General features: G+C 66.6%; 18 protein-coding genes. 14 read left to right on the top strand and 4 right to left on the bottom strand.

Translation table 11 applies throughout. The features are described from left to right. Positions 1 to 148 precede the first annotated feature (148 nt). The 9 genes from TVC13_RS13540 to TVC13_RS13500 all read left to right on the top strand — a co-directional run bounded on the left by TVC13_RS13540 (position 149) and on the right by TVC13_RS13500 (position 10,481). Positions 149 to 1,807 (top strand): ABC transporter substrate-binding protein, encoded by a 1,659-nt coding sequence (locus TVC13_RS13540; protein WP_422401712.1) that lies wholly within the window; start codon positions 149 to 151, stop codon positions 1,805 to 1,807. Continuing rightward, positions 1,804 to 2,733 carry an ABC transporter permease gene (locus tag TVC13_RS13535; RefSeq protein ID WP_422401711.1) on the top strand — a complete coding sequence of 310 codons (930 nt, stop codon included), beginning with the start codon at positions 1,804 to 1,806 and terminating at the stop codon, positions 2,731 to 2,733. Before TVC13_RS13540 ends, TVC13_RS13535 begins: the two co-directional genes overlap by 4 nt. Beyond that, entirely contained in the window at positions 2,730 to 3,602 is an 873-nt protein-coding gene (locus tag TVC13_RS13530) for an ABC transporter permease (RefSeq protein ID WP_422401710.1), read from the top strand. The genes TVC13_RS13535 and TVC13_RS13530 overlap by 4 nt, the downstream gene beginning before the upstream one ends. After that, entirely contained in the window at positions 3,599 to 5,362 is a 1,764-nt protein-coding gene (locus TVC13_RS13525; protein ID WP_422401709.1) for a dipeptide ABC transporter ATP-binding protein, read from the top strand. Before TVC13_RS13530 ends, TVC13_RS13525 begins: the two co-directional genes overlap by 4 nt. Beyond that, positions 5,359 to 6,645, top strand: coding sequence for an acyl-CoA dehydrogenase family protein (locus tag TVC13_RS13520; protein ID WP_422401708.1), 1,287 nt, complete (start codon positions 5,359 to 5,361; stop codon positions 6,643 to 6,645). The genes TVC13_RS13525 and TVC13_RS13520 overlap by 4 nt, the downstream gene beginning before the upstream one ends. 258 nt (positions 6,646 to 6,903) lie before the next feature. Beyond that, positions 6,904 to 7,401 (top strand): thiol peroxidase, encoded by a 498-nt coding sequence (gene tpx / locus TVC13_RS13515; RefSeq protein ID WP_422401707.1) that lies wholly within the window; start codon positions 6,904 to 6,906, stop codon positions 7,399 to 7,401. 155 nt (positions 7,402 to 7,556) lie between these two features. Next, positions 7,557 to 8,624, top strand: coding sequence for a hypothetical protein (locus tag TVC13_RS13510; RefSeq protein ID WP_422401706.1), 1,068 nt, complete (start codon positions 7,557 to 7,559; stop codon positions 8,622 to 8,624). 52 nt (positions 8,625 to 8,676) lie between these two features. Then, complete coding sequence (locus TVC13_RS13505; protein WP_422401705.1) at positions 8,677 to 9,183, top strand: hypothetical protein; 507 nt, start codon at positions 8,677 to 8,679, stop codon at positions 9,181 to 9,183. A gap of 62 nt (positions 9,184 to 9,245) precedes the next feature. Then, positions 9,246 to 10,481, top strand: a complete 1,236-nt coding sequence (locus TVC13_RS13500; protein ID WP_422401704.1) for a hypothetical protein — start codon at positions 9,246 to 9,248, stop codon at positions 10,479 to 10,481. Positions 10,482 to 10,563: 82 nt separating this feature from the next. Here TVC13_RS13500 and TVC13_RS13495 read toward each other — a convergent pair whose 3' ends face one another. The 3 genes from TVC13_RS13495 to TVC13_RS13485 form a co-directional block, all read right to left on the bottom strand. Continuing rightward, positions 10,564 to 11,565, bottom strand: coding sequence for a sugar phosphate isomerase/epimerase family protein (locus tag TVC13_RS13495; protein ID WP_422401703.1), 1,002 nt, complete (start codon positions 11,563 to 11,565; stop codon positions 10,564 to 10,566). A 38-nt stretch (positions 11,566 to 11,603) separates the two neighbouring features. Next, positions 11,604 to 12,785, bottom strand: coding sequence for a Gfo/Idh/MocA family protein (locus TVC13_RS13490; protein ID WP_422401702.1), 1,182 nt, complete (start codon positions 12,783 to 12,785; stop codon positions 11,604 to 11,606). Between the two features lie 102 nt (positions 12,786 to 12,887). Further along, complete coding sequence (locus tag TVC13_RS13485; RefSeq protein WP_422401701.1) at positions 12,888 to 13,937, bottom strand: substrate-binding domain-containing protein; 1,050 nt, start codon at positions 13,935 to 13,937, stop codon at positions 12,888 to 12,890. 155 nt (positions 13,938 to 14,092) lie between these two features. On the opposite strand from TVC13_RS13485, the gene TVC13_RS13480 reads away from it, so the two are divergent. The 3 genes from TVC13_RS13480 (at position 14,093) to TVC13_RS13470 (ending at position 17,935) form a co-directional block, all read left to right on the top strand. Next, positions 14,093 to 15,622 carry a sugar ABC transporter ATP-binding protein gene (locus tag TVC13_RS13480; RefSeq protein ID WP_422401700.1) on the top strand — a complete coding sequence of 510 codons (1,530 nt, stop codon included), beginning with the start codon at positions 14,093 to 14,095 and terminating at the stop codon, positions 15,620 to 15,622. Next, positions 15,619 to 16,674, top strand: a complete 1,056-nt coding sequence (locus TVC13_RS13475; protein ID WP_422401699.1) for an ABC transporter permease — start codon at positions 15,619 to 15,621, stop codon at positions 16,672 to 16,674. Before TVC13_RS13480 ends, TVC13_RS13475 begins: the two co-directional genes overlap by 4 nt. Positions 16,675 to 16,741: 67 nt before the next feature. Then, positions 16,742 to 17,935: an ROK family protein gene (locus TVC13_RS13470; RefSeq protein ID WP_422401698.1), complete on the top strand. Its 1,194-nt coding sequence runs from the start codon at positions 16,742 to 16,744 to the stop codon at positions 17,933 to 17,935. 6 nt (positions 17,936 to 17,941) lie between these two features. On the opposite strand, the gene TVC13_RS13465 is transcribed toward TVC13_RS13470, so the two are convergent. Beyond that, the gene (locus TVC13_RS13465; protein WP_422401697.1) at positions 17,942 to 18,460 is read right to left on the bottom strand and encodes a VOC family protein; all 519 of its coding nucleotides are present in this window, start codon (positions 18,458 to 18,460) and stop codon (positions 17,942 to 17,944) included. A gap of 91 nt (positions 18,461 to 18,551) precedes the next feature. Here TVC13_RS13465 and TVC13_RS13460 point away from each other — a divergent pair, with 91 nt between their 5' ends. Beyond that, positions 18,552 to 19,361 (top strand): helix-turn-helix domain-containing protein, encoded by an 810-nt coding sequence (locus TVC13_RS13460; RefSeq protein ID WP_422401696.1) that lies wholly within the window; start codon positions 18,552 to 18,554, stop codon positions 19,359 to 19,361. A gap of 79 nt (positions 19,362 to 19,440) precedes the next feature. Further along, positions 19,441 to 20,305: MBL fold metallo-hydrolase (locus tag TVC13_RS13455; RefSeq protein ID WP_422401695.1), on the top strand; the 865-nt coding region annotated here is incomplete at its 3' end.

The raw sequence follows: 20,305 nt of genomic DNA, 5'->3' as shown, positions 1-20,305 counted from the left end.
GTGTGGCGCCCCGGGTCGAAACATTTCGTCCGCTGCGCAACGGAACGAAGCGCGGTGACACAACCTTGGTGCCCGGCGGGGCGCTGAGCTGAACTGGGGCCAGTTCATGCCGGATGACCCGGTTCAGCAGCTCTTCCAAGGAGAAATCATGGCTTCCACCTTCCACACCGTCCGGCGGACCACCGGAAAAGCAGCAGCGGCCGCAGCTGCGGCAGCCCTGCTCCTAAGCGGATGCGGTGCGGGTTCCGGCACGGAGGCGGCAGGAACCGGCTCCGGCGAACGGGTGGAGGGCGGCACCATCCGCTACGCCCATCTCCAGGAGGCACCGTGCATCTACGGCGGCTGGGTACAACAGGCGTACCTGTCCCGCCAGGTCCTGGATTCGCTGGTCTCCCAGACTGAAGACGGCAGCATCGTGCCCTGGCTGGCAGAACAGTGGAGCGTCAGCGAGGACCAGCTGACCTGGACGTTCACCTTGAAGGAGAATGTGGCGTTCACGGACGGCACACCCCTGGACGCCGCCGCGGTGGCCGCGAACTTCGACTACTGGGTGTCCGGCGGCAACGGCACCGTGGCAGCCTACATCGGCGACTACTACGAGTCGGCGTCGGCCGTTGATGCCACCACGCTCCAGGTGAAGCTCTCCGCACCGTACGCGCCGCTGCTCTCCGCCCTCAGCCAGGGCTACTTCGGCATCCAGTCACCCACGGCCCTCACCGGACGCAGCGAACAGGAGAACTGCGAGGCGCCGGTGGGATCCGGCCCCTTCACGGTGGGGGAGTGGAAGCGCGGGGAATCCGTCACGTTCCACAAGAACCCCGACTACGCTTCCGCGCCGGCCAATGCCAGGCACCAGGGACCGGCGTACGTTGACAGCATCGTCTGGTCCTTCATCCAGGACAACACTTCACGTTTCGGGTCGCTGGCCAGCGGGGAAACCGATGTGATCGGCGAGGTCCCCACCGTGGACTTCGAAACCGCGAAGGCTGGCTTCTCGGTCCAGCAGTACATCACGCCCGGCCGGCCGGTCACCCTGTCGCTGAACACCGTCAACGGGCCGTTCACGGACACCGCAGTGCGGCAGGCGTTCGCCTACAGTGCCGACCGCAAGGCCGTGGTGGACTCGGCGTTCCTCGGCGTCGTGCCGTTCGAAGGCAACGGGACGGTCAGCCAGAGCACCCCGGGCTACAACCCGGACGTGGCCGATGACTATCCCTATGACCAGGACAAAGCCAATGCCCTGCTCGACGGCGCGGGCTGGGGCGAGCGCAATGCCGACGGCGTACGGGTCAAGGACGGGCAGGAACTTGAAATCGACATTGTCTTTGGCCTGAACTCGATTGTGACGGCGGAAGGGGCCACGGCTCTGCAGAACCTTCAGGCACAGGTAAAGCCGGTTGGCTTCAAGGTCAACCTGGTCCCGGCGGCGCAGGCGGACCTGTTCGGCGGCACCTACTCCGGGCCGGAGAGCTACGACGCGCAGCTGGGGTACTGGACCAGTCCCACGGCTGGGATCCTGCACATCAATTTCCGGCAGAACCTGCCCGAGAGCCCTAACTATTCCAACACCACCTTCTACAACAATCCGGAAATTGAGGACCTGATCCTGCGGGCCAACTCTGCGGCCACCCCGGAGGAAGCCAATTCCTTCTACGCCCGGGCCCAGCAGCGGCTCAGCGACGAAGCGGTGGCGGTGGGGCTGTACACGCAGACCGCTTCCATCGCGGCAGCTCCGAACCTGCAGGACGTCTGGCTCGAAGCCTCCCAGGGTGAGCCGGTCTTCCACGACGCGTACTTCACCAAATGAGGCTCTTCCGCCGGCTGCTCGGTGCCGCCGGAGTGCTCTGGGCTGCCGCCACCTTCACCTTCCTGATCCAGGTACTGCTGCCGGGAGACCGCGCCACCCTGCTTCTGAACCAGTTGACCGGTCAGATCCAGGAACGCACGGCCGAGGAACTGGCACCGCTCAACGCCAGGTACGGGTTCGATGAGCCACTTGCCGTGCAGTACCTGAACTTCCTCAAAGGGCTGGCGACCGGGGACCTAGGCGTGTCCTACCAGCTGCACAAGCCAGTGACCGAGGTAATCCTGGACCAGGTGGGACCCACCATTCTGCTGACCTTCGCTTCCCTGCTGGTGGCCTGGGTCCTGTCCCTGGCCATGATCATCGGCACGGCCAAACGCAGCCGGGTCCTCTCTGCGGTGTCCTCCGGCGTCGAAGCGGTCGCCGCAGGACTGCCGCAGTACTGGCTCGGTGTCATCCTGCTGGTGGTCCTGGCCCTGAACCTCGGGATGTTTCCCGTGGTGGGAGGCACCGGACTGGCCGGCCTGATCCTGCCCGCACTGACCCTGGGCATTCCGCTGGCCGGGTTCCTGGGCCAGGTCACCCGGCGCGAGTTCGAGAAATCCCTGGACCAGCCGTTTGTCCTCTCTGCCCGGATGCGCGGCATGGGCGACACCGCGGTGCGGTTCCGGCACGCGCTGCGCCACTCCGTGCTGCCGGGAATCACCCTCTCCGGCTGGGCGCTCGGTTCGCTGTTCTCCGGTGCGGTGATCGCGGAAAACATCTTCACCCGTCCCGGCCTGGGCAAGGTGCTGGTGACCGCGGTGAACGCACGGGACCTTCCCGTGGTCTGCGGGATCGTCATCCTCATCGCTGCCGTCTATGTCCTGGCGAACCTGCTGGTGGATATCGCCTACACCCGAATCGATCCGAGGTTGAAGACCGCATGAGCACCACACAGCTTCCCGTCCCCGGCCCACCCCTCCAAAGCCCGGCCCGGACCAGCCGGCTGCGGCAGGTTCCGATGATTCCGGCGCTCGCCTCCGCCGTCCTGGCCTTCTTTGTCCTCGCGGCGGCCGCACCGCAGCTGCTGGCCCCCGGGGATCCCCTGGCGATCGACCTAGGGGCCGCACTCCAGGCTCCGAGCTGGCAGCATCCGTTCGGCACCGACCAGTCCGGACGCGACCTCTATACCCGGGTGGTCTACGGAACCCGGGAATCGCTGCTGATCGGGCTGGGCGCTACCGCCCTGGCGATGGCAGCCGCAGCGGTGCTGGGGGTCAGCGCCGGACTCGGCGGCCGGTTCCTGGACGGACTGATCAGCCGTGGCCTGGAAGTGCTGTTCGCCTTCCCGGTGCTGCTGCTCGCAATGCTCTTCGTGACGATCTACGGACCCAGCGTCACCACCCAGATCGTTGCCGTCGGGCTGGGCACGGCACCCGGGTACGCCCGGATGATCCGCGGCCAGGTGCTGGCGGTGCGGACCTCGGGCTACGTGCAGGCGGCCCACGCGCTGGGCCACAGCAGATGGGACGTGCTGCGCCGGCATGTCTTCCCCAACGCGATGCGGCCGCTGGTCGCCGTGCTGACCCTCGGCGTCGGGCAGTCAATCGTCTGGGCCTCCGGGCTGGCATTCCTGGGACTCGGCGTGGCCCCGCCCTCACCGGAGTGGGGTGCCCTGCTGGACGCCGGACGCATGTTCATTACCCGCGCCTGGTGGCTGGAGGTGATGCCCGGTCTGGCCATTGTGTCCGTCGCGCTGGCCGCCACCTCGCTGGGCAATTACCTGCAGCGCCGACTCGAAGGAGCATCAGCATGAGCACCATCCTGGCCGACCAGCCACTCCACACCCTGCAGGCACAGGACGCCGGGCTGTTGCTCGATGTCCGCGGCCTGTCCGTTTCATTTGCTGCGGGGACCCGCCGGGGTGCACCTTTCCGGCCTGTGGTCCGGGACATCTCCCTGGCACTGGCCGCCGGGCAATGCCTGGCGATCGTCGGGGAATCCGGTTCCGGCAAGTCCGTGACCGCCCGGACGCTCGCCGGGCTGCCGGGTGCAGCCGCAGCAGTGCAGGCTGAGCGCCTGCAGGTGGCAGGGCACGACGCCGCCGCCCTGGGGGCGCGGGCCTGGCGTTCAGTGCGGGGCAAGGACGTCGGGTTCATCCTGCAGGACGCACTGGTTTCACTGGATCCGCTGCGGCCGGTGGGCCGGGAAATCGAGGAGGCGCTGCGCCTGCACGGCTGGGGCAACCGGAGGACCCGGGCCGCCAAGGCGGTTCAGCTGCTGGCCAGTGTGGGAGTTCCGCAGCCGGAGCTGCGGGCCCGCCAGCGCCCGGACGAGCTCTCCGGCGGGCTGCGGCAGCGGGCACTGATCGCGTCGGCGATCGCTCTGGACCCGCGGCTGGTGATCGCCGATGAGCCCACCACCGCCCTGGACATCACCGTCCAGGCGCAGATCCTGGCGCTGCTGGGGGACATGAAACGGCGCGGTTCCGGGATCATTCTGATCAGCCATGACCTCTCCGTGGTCGCCGCCCTGGCCGATACCGTGGCGGTGATGCAGGGCGGGGCAATCGTGGAACAGGGACCCGCGGAGCAGGTGCTGCACAGTCCGCAGCACGACTACACAAAGGCCCTGCTGGCAGCAATTCCCTCCGAACACACCCGGGGAACGCCGCTGGCTCCGGCAGCAAGGGAACGGACGACGGCGGCAGGACGCCGGGTGCGCCCGGCACCGGGGTCGGGGCCCGGCTCCGCAGCGCATGTGCCGGGCCCGGTGCTCGCAGCGCGTGACCTGCGCAAGGAGTACCGGGGACCGGACGGGGTGCGGCGCGCCGTCGTCGACTCCGTGTCCTTTGACCTTTACCGGGGGGAGACGCTGGGCATTGTCGGGGAGTCCGGATCGGGGAAATCCACCACTGCCCGGATGGCCCTGGCACTGGAGCAGCCCGACGCCGGGTCGGTCCTGCTCGACGGGCAGCCATGGTCCGCGCTCAGCACGGCAGCCAGGCGGCCGCGGCGCCGCCTGGTGACGGCGGTGTACCAGGACCCGCTGAGTTCCTTCGACCCGCGCTGGAACGCCGAGCGGATCCTGCTCGACGCGCTGTCCGCGCAGGACTTTCCGGACCCGGCAGACCGCAGGGCCCGTGCCGCGGAACTGGCCGGCCAGGCGGGGCTGGAGCTCGAACATCTGGCCAAGCATCCGCTGCAGCTTTCCGGCGGTCAGCGCCAGCGCCTGGCGATTGCCCGTGCGCTCGCCCCGGAGCCCGACGTCGTTGTCCTGGATGAGGCAGTCTCGGCGCTGGACGTCTCGGTGCAGGCTCAGGTTCTGGACCTGCTCACCGAACTGCAGCAGGAATTGGGCCTGGCCTACCTGTTTATCTCGCACGACCTGGGCGTCATCCACCACATGAGTGACCGCGTCCTGGTGATGAAGGACGGCCGGGCGGTGGAGACCGGGACCGCGGACGACATTTTCAACCGGCCACGCGAACCGTATACCCGCGAACTGCTCGCATCGCTGCCGTCTCTGCGGCCCGGCGCGCAGCGGCCGGCCGAATCTAAGGGAGGAACACTGTGAGCACTGCTGCATTGACGGAGAACCGGACCGGGGACTGGACCGGTGAGGAGGCACTGGCGCATTTCCAGCCGGTCTTTGACCGGATCCGTGCCGGCGCGCTGGAACGAGAAGCCCGGCAGCAGCTGCCCCATGAGCAGATCGGCTGGCTGCGCGAGGCGGGGTTTGGCAGGCTTCGGCTGCCGGTGGACGACGGCGGTTACGGGGTGAGTGTACAAACCCTGGCGCTGCTGCTGATCCGGCTGGGCAGCGCCGATTCGAACCTGGTGCAGGCGCTGCGGGGGCACATTGGGTTCACCGAGTCCGTGCTGGCACACCCCGACGATGCCTACCGGAAGTTCTGGATCGCAGAACTGGCTGCGGGGGCGCTGGTGGGCAACGCGGAGAGTGAACGGACCGGAAGCTTCGCCGAGCAGGCCACAACGGTAAGCCGGGACGGGAACGGCCGGCTGGTGCTGAACGGCACCAAGTACTACAGCACCGGCTCGATCTTCGCCGACTGGATCCTGGTCAGCGCCGCAGCGGGGCCGGGGGTCCTGGAGAAGCCCGGGGCATCCGGTCCGGAGCATGGGGGCAGGTGCCGCCAAAGTGCCGGTACCGCTGCTCCGCTGGTGACTGTTATGGTCCGTACCGGTGCGCCCGGGGTCCAGGTCCGGAACGACTGGGACGGTTTTGGCCAGCGGCTGACGGGGTCCGGAACCACAGTCTTCAATGATGCGGAGGTGGAAGCCGGTTCCGTGGTGGAACGAAGCCAGGAACCGACGGCGGTGCACGCGGTCTATCAGCTGGTGCATCTGGCTGCGCTCGCCGGAATCGCCACCGCAGCACTGCGGGAGTCAGCCGACTTTGTCCGGAGCCGGCAGCGGAACCTGTTCAACCCCCAGGTTCCACCGGCTGAGGATCCAGTAGCGCTGCAGGTCATTGGCGAAGTGTTCGGGACCGTGCGGATGCTTGAGCCGGCGGTACTGGCCGCAGCACAGTCGGTGGACGAGGCATACGCCGCTGCACCGGGTGAGGTCCGGGACACTCTGGCCCGGGCTGATGCCTGCGTTTTCGGCGTGCAGCCAACCGTGATCAAGCTGGTGCTGGAAGCAGTGTCACGGATTTTTGAGGTAGGCGGAGCGTCGGCCACGTCCACCAGCCGGCAGCTTGACCGCCTCTGGCGCAATGCCAGGACGATTGCCTCGCACAACCCGGCAACTTACCGGCAGCAGTTCGCCGGGGGATATGTATTGAACGGAACTCCGCCCGGGGATGCACTGCTCCGGCTGCTGACGGACGGCTGAATACAGGTGCGAGACCCCACACATGGAACGGCTCCCCAGCCATGGCCAGGGAGTCGTTCCAAGGTCCGGCCGATGAACCTACTGGTCCCGGCCAAGTGGACCTGTTCTGGTCCCGCCTTAAGGAACCACTTTCAGTAAAACACCGTGCGCCCGGGAGGGAACCCCTGGCCCGGAACTTTTTCGCCGGATTTCCGCTGAAGAACGTTTCCGCAGGTCACCGAGCCGTACCGATGAACGCGAACGTGATAAACACAAAGCATGGCAACTACCGCATTTAAGCAGAACCCTGTCCGCACCACCGGCGAACTTCCCGCCGCCGGAACCTCCGCACCGGCCTTCACGCTGGTCGGAACCGACCTGTCCGAGGTGACCAGCGAGGCCCTCTCCGGCCGCCGCGTGGTCCTGAACATCTTCCCCAGCGTTGACACCGGCGTCTGCGCTGCCAGCGTCCGCCGCTTCAACGAGATTGCAGCCGGACTCGAGAACACCGCCGTGGTGTGCGTATCGAAGGACCTGCCGTTCGCGCTCGGCCGTTTCTGCGGTGCTGAAGGCATCGAGAACGTGGTCGCTGCATCGGCGTTCCGCAGCAGCTTCGGTGAGGACTTTGGCCTGACCCAGAGCGAAGGTCCGCTTGAAGGCCTGCTGGCCCGCGCCGTCGTCGTTCTTGATGCAGACGGCACCGTGCTGCACTCGCAGCTGGTTCCCGAGATCACCACCGAACCGGATTACGACGCCGCCGTGGCAGCGCTCGCGTAGTCCAGTTACGTGACGGGCCCGTTCCGCTTTGTTGCGGGACGGGCCTTTTTGTGTGGCATTGCAAGCCAGCATGCTTAGGATATTGGGCGGGGCGGGCACCTTCGATTCGAGCTGGCCCCGCACCATTGGTCTTTGTCACATCGTTGGGGGAACAGATGAATGAGGAACGGGGCTGGCGTGCGCCCGAAGAAGAGCGCAGCGGCGAGGGGATTGGGGTGCCGTTCGCACCCCCGGACGGGCCAGCCGGCGCTTACCCGTCCAGGCCCGGACCGTATCCGGCTCCTGGATATCCGGCCGGCTATGGAAGCGGCCCGGGCTTCGGACAGCATCAGCCGAATACCAAGGGCAGAGGACTTGCCATCGCAGCCCTCGTCCTGGCCGGATTCGGTCTGCTGTTCAGCTGGATCTGGTTCCTGAACTTCATCAGCTATCTGGCCGGCGCCGTCGCCCTGGGGCTGGGTATTCCCGCCCTGGTCAAGGGCAGCAAGGCGAAGAACATTGCGCTGCCGCTGGCCATCACCGCGGTGTCATCCGCGGTGGTTGCGATGATTATGGCGACCATTATCAACCTCACCGTCCAGTACGGTTCCGTGGAGGCTGAACCGGGAACGGGCTATTCCCAGGGCGGGGCCGTGCCCGGGCCCATGCTGACTGCTGCGCCCATACCGGAGCCAAGTGATGCGGGCAGCGGAGTGCGCGGAGAGGAACAGGAAACTGAACGGCCAGTGCAGCCGGGCTTGCCTGACCGGGACTATTCAGCTGACATCTCCGGAACCTACTTCACGGACCTCATTGCGCAGCCCGCAGCGGCAGCAGGAGAGAGCGTGCAGGTGGGCGACTACACGGTGACGCTCGTCGAAGTGGACCGGGATGCTACCGCGGAGGTGCTGGAACGCGATCCGTCCGCGGGCCAGCCCACCCACGGGTACGTTCTTTTTGAATTCCGTGCGCTCTACAACGGGTCCCCTTCCGGCACCGGCCGGCCGGACCTGGACTTCACGCCAAAGTTCATTGGGGCCGATGCGCGGTTGCACAGTGTCCTGAACTGTTCCATGGACCTTGGTGCCAGCTCCTCCGACCGGCCCGCGCTGGCTCCCGGGGAGACCGGCACACACGAAATCTGCTTCGATCTGCCCGAAGCGGCTCTGGGCGAGGACAGCCGGGTTGGATTGCGGATGGTCCTAGCCGACCGTAATGAGGACGTCTGGTGGCGGCTGCCGTAGACCGGCGCCCACAGGCGAGTAGTGAACCAGGACAATTCCAGGGGGAATGAGTATGCAGAAGAACGACGCCGCCGCGCAGCGCGGAGGTTACTACGGGTATTACCCGGTCCCGGGGGCGATGCTCCCGCCGCCCAGATCCAACGGCCGGGGACTGGCCATCGCCGCTGTATCGTTGGCCGGAATCGGGTTGATGGGCTGCTGGATTCCGTTCCTGAACGTCTACTCCTTCGTGACCTTCCCGATTGTTTTAGCACTGGCTGTAGGTGCACTGGTTACCGCGAAGAGGGATCCACGCGTGGCCCGGGTGCTCGCAATCGTGTCCATCGGGATTGCAATCCTCTCAGCAGTGCTGGCGTGGGCCGTTAACTCCTGGGCCGTCGACACCTGGAACAACTCACCGGGATCCCCGAAGTCGCTGCGGGAGTCACAGGCGCAGGCTGCAGGACCCGGCGGAATACCGGGGAACGGCACCTGTGTGTTGCCCCAAGCAGCGTCCAACCTGGCATCATCCGTTCAGCCTGTGACTAGGCCGGATGCATCACCGGCTTGGCTAGGATAGGGCTCGGCGGTCTATGAACGGACCGTATGAACGTTGAAACCAAGTAACTTTCTGGGGGACGAATGGACAGGGACCAGGGGCAGAGCGGGACGGACGACGCGGAAGCGGGACGTCCTGTTCCGGGGCCGGCACAGACAGAAGCGGGCCAGGAAAGCGGGTTTGCAGCGCCGAGCAGCTTCGCAGGCGGACCTTCGCTTCCGTACCAGAGCGGGGACATTCCTCCCGCACCGCAGTACAACCCCTATGCGCAGGTGCCGGGGGCGCCGGCCGCAGACCATGGTGGAAACAGCAGCGACGCGGGACAGCAAGGCGCCGGACCGTACGCCAGCCAGTATGGGAACCCCGGCTACCCCGGCCAGCAGGGCTACCTCGGTCAGCAGGGTTACCCCGGTCAGCAGGGTTACCCCGGTTACCCGGGCCAGCCCGGTCAGCCGGGCTACCCCAGCTACGGCCCGCCGCCGTCCACACCCGGGAAGGGCCTGGCGATCGCCGCGCTGGTGCTCGCCATCCTCGCCCTGATGATCTGCTGGATCCCGTTCTTCAATTTCATGTCCTTCCCGCTGGCAATCGTTGCGCTGGGCCTGGGAATCCCTGCCCTGGTCAAGGGCATCAAGGCACGCAACGTCTCGAAGCCGCTGTCCATTGCCGCCCTGTCCGTGGCCGGGGTGTCCATTATTGGGGCGATCGTCGTGAACACCGTCGTCGTCGATTCGCTGCGGGACGCGGGGCTCTGGGAAGCCGAATCCGAGGTCGGCACTGAGATCGGCGGCGAGTCCTTCGAAGAGTTCGGCGAGTTCTCAGAGGAGCTGTCGGAAGCCGAGCTGGAGGACTATTCCTACGAGTACTCCGAAGGTTTTATCGCCGAGATTGTGGCCGCCCCGGCCAGCTCGGCCGGTGAGGAAACAGTGGTCGGTGACTACTCCGTCACCCTCACCGAACTGGACCGCGACGCCACCGCTGAAGTCCTGGACCGCGCCCTCTCGGCAGGGGACCCGGACCACAACTACGTGATCGCCCGCTTCGACGCTGTGTACAACGGAGAAGGTGATGGCCGTCCCTGGCTGGACCTCTCGCCGGAACTCGTGGGAACGGACAACCGCATCTACACAGTCCTGGGCTGCACGGTGGAACTGAGCATGCGCGGAGCCGACCAGGAGCTGCTCAGCAAGGGTGACTCTGTGACACATGAGGTCTGCTTCGATGTTCCGGACAGCGCCCTGGGCGAGGACAGCCGGCTGGGCCTGCGCATGATCCTTGCGGAGGAGAACGCCGAGGACGTCTACTGGCGCCTGCCCTAACTCCCATACACGGGAACGGTCCCGCGGCTTCGAGCCACGGGACCGTTCCTGTTTTAAGCCCACCCCGAGGGTTCGGCACCGGCTACCGCGAGGAGAACGCGGCGTCGAACGCGGCGTCGGGCGGATCCATGGCGAGGGAACGGACAAAGGCCAGTGCCTCCGGGGCCCCGACCAGGCGGTCCATGCCCGCGTCTTCCCACTCCACCGAGATGGGTCCGTCGTAGCCGATGCTGTTGAGCATGCGGAAAGCGTCTTCCCAGGGCACGTCGCCGTGGCCCGTGGAGACAAAATCCCAGCCCCGCCGCGGGTCCGCCCAGGGCAGGTGGGACCCGAGCCGGCCGTTCCGCCCGTTGGCCATCCGCTTCTTCGTGTCCTTGCAGTCCACGTGGTAGATCCGGTCCTGGAAGTCCCACAGGAAGCCCACCGGGTCCAGGTCCTGCCACACGAAGTGGCTCGGGTCCCAGTTCAGGCCAAAGGCCGGGCGGTGTCCGATTGCTTCGAGGGCGCGGACTGTTGTCCAGTAGTCGTAGGCGATTTCGCTGGGGTGGACTTCGTGGGCGAACCGGACACCGACTTCGTCGAACACATCCAGGATGGGATTCCAGCGGTCGGCGAAGTCCTGGTAGCCGGCCTCGACCGCCTCAGCGGAGACCGGCGGGAACATCGCCACGTACTTCCAGATTGAGGAACCGGTGAAGCCCACAACGGTCTTCACATTAAGGGCTGCGGCCAGCCGGGCGGTGTGCTTCATTTCCTCGGCCGCGCGCTGACGGACTCCCTCCGGGTCTCCGTCACCCCAGACCTGATCCGAAAGAATGTCCCGGTGCCGCTGGTCGATCGGATCATCGCAGACTGCCTGGCCCTTGAGATGGTTTGAAATCGCAAATACCTGGAGGTTGTACTTCTCCAGGATGTCCCGCCGGCCCTGGACGTACCCCTCCTCATCCCAGCGCCAGGGGTCCAGATGGTCGCCCCAGCAGGCAATCTCCAGTCCGTCGTAGCCCCACTCGGATGCAAGCCGGGCCACCTCCTCGAAGGGCAGGTCGGCCCACTGGCCGGTGAACAACGTGATCGGTCGTGACATGGCAGGCTCCTTCGCCTTATCGGTTGGGGTGGCGGGCCTCAGCCCACCGGGGTCCAGATACTGGATTTTGCGGCGCTGCGGGACACGGAGTCCAGGACTTCCTGGACCTGCAGGCCATCGGCGAACGACGGCGCGGGCTGGGTTCCCCCGGCAACGGCCTCGACGAAATCACGGGCCTGGTGGACAAAGCCGTGCTCGTAGCCGAGCGAGTGGCCGGCGGGCCACCAGGCATCAACGTAGGGATGGACGGGTTCGGTGACCATGATGCGGGTGAAACCCTGCCGGTCAACGGGTGCGGTGAAGTCGTAGAACTCCAGGAAGTTCAGGTCCTCCAAGTCAAAACTGACAGCCCCTGCCGTGCCGGAGACTTCCAGCCGCAGCGCGTTCTTGCGTCCGGTGGCCATCCGGGTGGCCTCGAACGTGCCCAGCACTCCGTCTTCGAAGCGGCCGGTGAACAGCGCGACGTCGTCCACCGTCACTGCTCCGCGGTCCGTGCCGGTGGCCCGAGGGCCGCCCAGACCGCCGTCGGCACCGCTTGAATCCGGCAGCGGACGGCTGTCCACCAGGGTCTCCAGGGTGCCGCTGACCTCCGCGAGCCTGCGTCCGGTCACGTACTGGGCCAAGTCAATGATGTGGGCACCCAGGTCGCCCAGTACACCGGACCCGGCCTTGTCCGCCTCCAGGCGCCAGGACAGGGGCGCGTCCTGGTCCACCAGCCAGTCCTGCAGGTAGGAGGCCCGGACCTGACGCACGTCGCCGATGGCACCGCCTGCCACCAGATTGTGGGCATGCGTGGCAGCGGGCAGCCGCCGGTAGGTGAACCCGACCATTGCCTGAATACCGTCCCGGGCAGCGCGGGCAGCGGCGTCGGCCATTGCCCTGGCCTCCTCCACGGTGTTGGCCAGCGGCTTTTCGCAGATCACGTGTTTGCCGGCGTCGAGCGCGGCGATGGCGATTTCAGCGTGCGAGGCACCAGGGGTCACGATGTCGACGACGTCGATGTCCTCCCGTTCCAGCGCCTGGCGCCAGTCCGTTGAACTCTCCTGCCACCCCCATTTGCCGGCAGCGGCGGCGGTGCGTTCGGCGTCGCGCCCCACCAGGAGGGCCATTTCCGGCTGCAGCGGAAGGTCGAAGAAACGGGGTGCTACCCGCCAGGCCTGGGAATGCGCTGCCCCCATGAACCCGTGTCCCACCAGTGCGATCCTGAGCGGTTTATTCATGTCTTTCTCCTAGCTGCCGCAGATCCCGCGGCTGGAATGGTTCCTGGGGTCCGCCCGGCCGGGCGCCCCGGGGTGGCCGGAGCGCCCTGCGGATAGGCGGATCTAGGATTCGAACGCGGTGGGCAGGTACTTGTCCACGTTCTCGCTGGTGACGACCGGTGCGTACAGGACCACGCGGTTGGGGACTTCAATCTCCACCAGGTCGCTCATGGCCTTGTCCTGCACCAGCAGGCGGGCGAGGCGGATACCGTCTGCAGCCTGGGTGGAGGGATAGATGATGGTTGCTTTCAGGACGCTGTCACCGGACTGGATCTCCCGCATCGCGTTGGCTGATCCGGCTCCGCCCACCATGATGAACTCATCCCGGCCGGCGGCGTCGATGGCGGCCAGGACGCCGATGCCCTGGTCATCGTCGTGGTTCCAGAGGGCGTCGATCTCCGGGGCTGCGGCGAGCAGCTGGGACGTCGCTGCCTCACCGCCCTGGACGGTGAAGTCTGCGGCTACACGGTTGCTGACTTCCAGCCCGCAGCCCTCAAGTGCGTCCTTGAACCCGGCGCTGCGGTCCTGCGTGAGCGGCAGGGAGTCGATGCCCGCGATCTCGGCCACAACGGCGTCGGGCTGGTCTCCCACCTGCTCACAGATGTAGGTTCCGGCACTGACGCCCATGCCGTAGTTGTCGCCCAGGATGGTGGTGCGTGCGGCGAACGGGCTGGAGAACTCGCGGTCCACGTTGATTACCGGAATGCCGGCTTCCATGGCCTGTGTGGCCACGTTTGTGAGGGCCGCGCCGTCGGTGGGCAGGAGCACGATTGCATCCACGCCTTCGTTGATGAACTGCTCCACCTGGCTGATCTGCAGGTTGGCGTCGTTGGTGCCTTCGGCCACCCGCAGCTCCACGTCGGGGTACTTCTCCGCTTCCGCCAGTGCCGCCGAGTTGATGGCGCCGAGCCAGCCGTGGTCCGCAGCCGGACCGGAAAACCCGATGACGACGGTGTCGCCCTCGGACTGGTTGCCTTCGACCGAGTTGTTTGTTGGTTCACTGCTGGATTCGTCTTCGCCGCTGGAACATCCGGTGAGGACAAGCCCGCCGACCGCGATGAACGCCGCGGTGGTTACAAGGTGCCTCCGGCCCGGCATGCGTAGTGCCTGCATGGTTGTCTCCTCTGTTGATCGTTGTCACTTCCAAGAGGCCCGTCGGCACCTGCATGCCCTGCACCTCATCGTGATGGCCGTCACACTAACAGAAGTCCGTCGAAAAAACTGCAAGATACTGTCAGTGATCGACATAAGTGTGTAAGCTCCGTTCCATGTCGATGGCCAGCGATGTCCCGGAACCCGCTAAACCGCTGCTAGAAGTCCGCAACCTGCGCAAAAGCTTCGCCGGGGTGCGGGCCCTGCAGGGCGTCAATCTGGATGTGCTCCCCGGGGAAGTCCACTGTGTGCTCGGGCAGAACGGCGCCGGGAAGTCCACCCTGATCAAGGCACTGTCCGGTGTGCACCAGCCCGACGGCGGTGAGATCCGCTGGATGGGGAAGCCGGTTCAGCTTGCCTCTCCCACAGACGCCCTCGAACTGGGCATTGCCACCATGTACCAGGAACTCGATGTGGTGGACGGCCTAAACATCGCCGAGAACATCTTCCTGGGGCACGAGGATGCGCGCGCCGGGGTCCTGCGGGTGCGGGACGCGAAGGAGAGCGCCCGCAAACTGCTGGCACGGCTGGGCCACGAAGACCTCTCTCCGGGTACGGAAGTCGGAACCCTTTCCGCGGCGGGCAAACAGATTGTCAGCATGGCCCGGGCACTGTCCCGCAATGCGCGGCTGATCATCATGGACGAGCCGAGCGCCATTCTTGACTCGGGTGAGGTGGCCAACCTCTTCCGGGTCATCCGCCAGCTCACCGGTCAGGGCATCTCGGTGGTTTACATTTCCCACCGGCTTGAGGAAATCGACCAGATCGGGAACCGGCTGTCCGTTATCAAGGACGGGCGCAGCACCGCTTCATCCCTGCCGGTCAAATCGGTCTCCCGGACCGAACTGGTCAAGCTGATGACGGGCCGGGAGACCACCAACGTTTTTCCGCCGCGGGAACCGGTTAAGGACGGGCCGGCTCTGCTCGAAGTGGACGGGCTGGGTCTGGCAGGTTCCTTCCGGGACATCAGCTTCTCGGTGCGGCCCGGTGAAATCCTCGGGCTGGCCGGACTCGTCGGATCCGGCCGCTCGGAGATCCTTGAAACCGTCTATGGAGCCCGCAAGGCTACGGCCGGCAGCGTGAGCGTGGAGGGCAGGAAGCTCCCGCCGGGATCGGTGGCCGCTGCCATCCGGGCCGGGATCGGACTGTCACCGGAGGAACGCAAAAGCCAGGGGCTGCTCCTGGATGAACCGATCTACAAGAACGCGACCCTGTCCACCTTCGCCCGGTTTGCCCGCCGAGGGCTGCTCAACGAACACGCCGAACGGAAGGCAGCACGTGAACAGGCTGCAGCGCTGCATCTGACCCCTCCGGATCCGGACCCCCCCGCCCGCACCCTCTCGGGAGGCAACCAGCAGAAAGTGCTGCTTGCACGCTGGCTGATCCACGGCACACGAATCCTCCTGCTGGATGAGCCCACACGCGGCGTGGACGTCGGCGCCAAGGCGGAGATCTATGCGTTGATCCGCCGGCTTGCCGCTCAGGGGGTGGCCATTGTGGTGGTCTCGAGCGAGATCGAAGAAGTCATTGGGCTGGCCGACCGGGTACTGGTTCTTGATGCCGGGCGAATGCTGGCCGTGAGCGACGCAAAAGACATCAATGAACAATCCGTGCTCGACCTCGTCCTGAAAGGAAACTCCCAGTGAGCGACCAAAACACAACGACGCTGGAACCGCCGTCCAGCGGCAGCGGCGCGAAGGCAGGGTCCGGGCAGCGTGGACTGCGGCAGCTGCTGGGCGGTTCCGGTGCCCGCAGCCTGGGCCTGGTCATAGCGCTGGCGCTGCTGGTCGCCGTCGGCGCTGCAACCGGCGGATCCCAGTTCCTCAGCGTGGACAACCTGCTGACCATCCTGCGTTACGGATCCATCCTCGGGGTGATCTGCATCGGCATGACATTCGTTATTACAGCCGGCGGCATTGATCTCTCAGTCGGTTCCGTCATGGGACTGACGACGGTCGTGGCGACCCTGACGTCCGTCCAGCTCGCTGCGGAAAACAGCAGCTGGCTGGTGCTGGTGGTAGTGGCCCTCGCCGTCGGGGCATTTGCAGGCCTGATCAACGGCACCATCATCGCTTACGGCAACGTGGTGGCTTTTATTGCCACCCTCGCCATGCTGGTTGCCGCCCGCGGTGTCGCGGAGCTGATCTCCGGCCGCCGGACGCAGATCGTCACGGACCGTGATTTCCTCTCTGTGCTGCGTTCCAACGTGCTGGGGGTCCCGCTGCTCGTCTGGATCTTCGCCATTGTGGCCGCGATCGGCTGGTTCCTGCTGAACCGCACCACCTTCGGGCGCAGGACAGTGGCGATTGGCGGGAACCTTGAAGCCGCCCGGCTCGCCGGTATCAAGGTCAAGCGGCATATCGTATGGCTGTACGTCCTCTCCGGCGTGACCGTCGGAATCGCCGGGATCATGATGATGGGGCGCACCACTGCCGGGACGTCAACGCACGGTCTGTACTTTGAACTCGATGCCATCGCCGCAGTAGTGGTAGGCGGAACGCTCCTGGTCGGCGGCCGCGGAACCATCGTGGGAACCGTTCTCGGCGTCCTGCTCTTCAGCACCCTCACCAACGTCTTCACGCAGAACAACCTGGATACCTCGGTGCAAAACGTGGCAAAGGGGGCGATCATCGTGGTCGCCGTGCTGCTTCAGCAGCGCTTCGCGGTGCGGGGAAACCGCCGGAAGGGTGCGTTATGAGGCTCTTCAGCACTGAACCACAACGGCGCCGACCCGGTAACGCCGATTCCTGTGCTTGAATTGCTCGGTGGTCGATATAAGGAATGCCTCCGTGGTCTCCGGAGCGAGTGAACTCTTCCAGCTGCTCCGTGACGGACAGCCCCGCACCCGGTCGGAGCTGGCGGACATCGTGGGAGTGGCCCGGTCGACCATCGTGCTCCGTCTCGAAGCCCTGATGGAAATCGGACTGGTGGCCCCGGTTGAGGACGCGGTCTCCACCGGCGGCCGGCCCTCCTCACGGTTCGCCCTGAACACCGGAAACATGGTGGTCCTGGGGGTGGACATCGGTGCCTCCCACCTGCGGCTGGGCGTCATGGATCTTTCCGGCAGCACCGTCTCGGCGGTGACGGAGGAACTGCAGGTCAGTTCCGGTCCTGAGACAGTGCTGGACACCGTTAGCCGGCTGGGCAGCGCGCTGCTGGAGGAAGCGGGACGCTCGCCGCAGGACCTGCTGGCAGTCGGCGTCGGGGTTCCCGGTCCCGTGGAGCACCGGACCGGGCGTCCGATCAACCCGCCGATCATGCCGGGCTGGCACGGTTTTGATGTGCCGGGTTACCTGGGTGCGCATTTTGGCGTACCGGTGCTGGTGGACAACGACGTCAACGTGATGTCGGTGGGGGAGCGGGAAGCCGCCTGGCCCGACGTCGCGGACCTGGTCTTCCTGAAGGTCGCCACCGGGATTGGCGCCGGGATCATCTGCAACGGTGAACTGCTGCGTGGGGCGGACGGCGTCGCCGGGGACATTGGCCATATCCGGGTCAGCGGCGGCGGCGACAAACTCTGCCGCTGCGGGAACTACGGCTGCCTCGAGGCGCTGGCCTCCGGACCGGCCGTGGCTGCGAAGCTGCAGGATGCCGGGCTGGCGGCCCAAGACGGCCGGGATGTGGTGGCGCTGGTAAACCAGGGCAACCACGACGCCGTCCATGCCGTGCGGCAGGCCGGCCGCGACGTCGGCGAAGTGCTCTCAGCATGCCTGTCCATGATCAATCCCGCCGTGATCGTAGTCGGCGGGTCCATGGCCCTGACCGGTGAGCACTTCATCGCCGGCGTGCGGGAAGTGGTCTACTCGCGTACCATGCCCCTGGCCACGCAGCACCTGCGGATTGTGCAGTCGGTGTCCGGACTGGACGCAGGGATGCGCGGAGCCGGTGCACTGGCCATTCAGTATGCCCTTTCGGCGGAGAGCATCGAGCGGATGCTCTCCGCACGGGTGGGTGCCTAAACTTTCCTAGCCCTGCTGAGCCGCCCACCGGGCAACCCGGGCCGCGCTTTCTTCCTCTGACAGGTCCTCGATTCTTGTCATGATGGTCCAACGGATCCCGAAGGGATCCCGGATGCTGGCAAACCGGTCACCGGACGCAAAAGTCTCCAGCGGCTCCCGGATGACAGCTCCCGCCGATTCGGCGCGTGCCACCACGTCATCTGCGTCGGCACAGTAAAAGCCGAGGGAATAGCAGGCTGCGTCCGGTTCCGGCGGGTTCACCAATCCGTAGTCCGGGTTCGGTTCGCCCAGCTGCAGATGTCCGCTGCCGAGGTCCAGGTCAGCGTGGACGGTCACGCCGTTCATCTCAGTGACGTCCACGACCCTGGCACCGAAGACGTCCTGGTAAAAACGAATCGCGTCAGCTGCTCGCGGGACGGCAACAAATGGTGTGAGACTGGTCAGGCCGTGGGGCACGCCGTCGGTGGTGTATTTGCCGCTCGCGCCGGGCTGGTTGTTCAGGTGCTGGTTCTGGGTTGTAGTCATGGAATCAGGCTAGGAACCGGGGCGTTCCGGCGGCTTGGAAATTTGCGACAGAGTTTCCCTGAGCGGATAGTGACGGGCGCAGGAGGGGCAGTTGGAGGAGCACTGGCGCGGGCCGCTGTATCCGGCGCGGCTGCCCTCCTTCCATCGAATCCCCGCCCCGGCCGGGTTGGCGGACCGCGCTCGCTGGATCTGGATTCCGGAATGGAACCTGGCCAACGGGAGGACATCCCGGCAGGAGCTCCTGCCCTTCCCGGCGCTGAACCTGGTTGTGGAGCCGGACGGCGTGCGACCGTACGGTCCCGCGACCCGCCGGGCCTTTCGGGACCTGACCGGGAGAGGCTGGGCTGTAGGCCTGCTGCTGCGTCCGGCCGCAGTTCCGTTCCTGTGTGCGGATCCCGGCGCGCTGAAAGACACCGACGCAGCACTGGACCTGCCGGGGCTGCGGCATCCCGTCACCCGCGCCATGGCCGCGGGGGAGATAAACGACGACGGCGGCACGCACCGCACGGCCGCAGCTGCAGCGGCCTCGGAGTGGCTTGCTTTAGAAGTGCCGGCGCCCGCACCGGAGGGCCTGCTGGCCAACCGGTTCGAGGAGCTGATCGAATCGGACGTATCGCTGACCCGCGTGGACCAGGCCGCCGCGCTGCTCAGCGTTTCCGTACGCACCCTGCAGCGGGTTGTCCGAAAGCATGTGGGACTTCCGCCGCTGGCGATGATCCGCCGGTACCGGCTGCAGGAAGCGGCTGACCGGCTGCGGACCAACCCCGGGCTGGGCATTGCCGACGTCGCAGCGGACCTGGGCTATGCCGACCATGCCCACCTGACGGATGTGTTCCGCGAGGTGCTGGGTTTTACGCCCAGCGGGTACCGGCGGTCTGCGGAGCGGGGGGACGGGAAGTAACAGGCATTGACCGTGGTGCTTCCCGGTGCGACGCTCGTGCCGGGCAGGCACTCGTGCCGGGAGGCGGAGGGAAGCAGCTATGGGGAACCGGAATAGTGCACGGTATGCGCTCAGCGAGCCGGCACATGACGTGGTCTTTGTGCAGGGACCGGCATCAAACTGGGTCATCCTGCGGCGGGGCCGGGAGTTCACGCTGGTGGACGGAGGGTATCCGGGGGACCGGGACCTGGTGCTTTCCTCGATCCGCGAGGCTGGACTGGAGCCTGCCGCGGCATCGGCCGTGCTGGTCACCCACGCCCATGTGGACCACACGGGCGCAGCCGCGTTCTTCGCCAGGGCCTTCGGCACGCCGGTGCTGTGCAGTCCGGCTGAACTGGAGCTGCTGCATGGCCGGGAGAAGGCGCAGGTTTCTCCTGCCCAGGTGCTTGCCCGTGCCTGGCGTCCCCGGGTGCTGGCCTGGGGTGCGCAGGTGCTCGGTGCCGGCGGGCTTGGCCGGGTGGCGATTCCCGACGCCCGGGCCTGGACCGATGCCGGACTCGCGGAGCTGCCCGGCAGTCCCGTGGCCGTGCCAACCGCAGGACACACTCCGGGGCACACATCTTTCCTCCTGCCAGCGGCACGGGCGGTGGTCACCGGAGATGCGCTGGTCACCGGGCACAGGATCAGCGGCCGAACCGGGCCGCAGCTGCTGCACACAATGTTCCACTCGGACGGCGCCGGGGTGGACCGCGCGCTGCTCACCCTGGCCCGGCTGGACGCGTCGCTGCTGCTCCCGGGGCACGGACCTGCGCTGCGGATCAGCATTCGGGACGCGGTGAACACCGCCAGGTCCCGGTCCGTGCGCGGCCGGACGCGCGCCGGCCGGCCGGGGCCCGGGCCGGGGGCGGCCGGCCGCGCGCCGCCGTCGTGCTGCCTGGCCCGGGGCGCGCAGGGTGGGCCGGGGA

It is taken from the genome of Arthrobacter sp. 3Tela_A (genome assembly GCF_049311025.1).
Taxonomy (GTDB): domain Bacteria; phylum Actinomycetota; class Actinomycetes; order Actinomycetales; family Micrococcaceae; genus Arthrobacter_B.
Note: the sequence above shows the minus strand (reverse complement) of the source record. Positions and strands in the feature narration are given on the sequence as shown.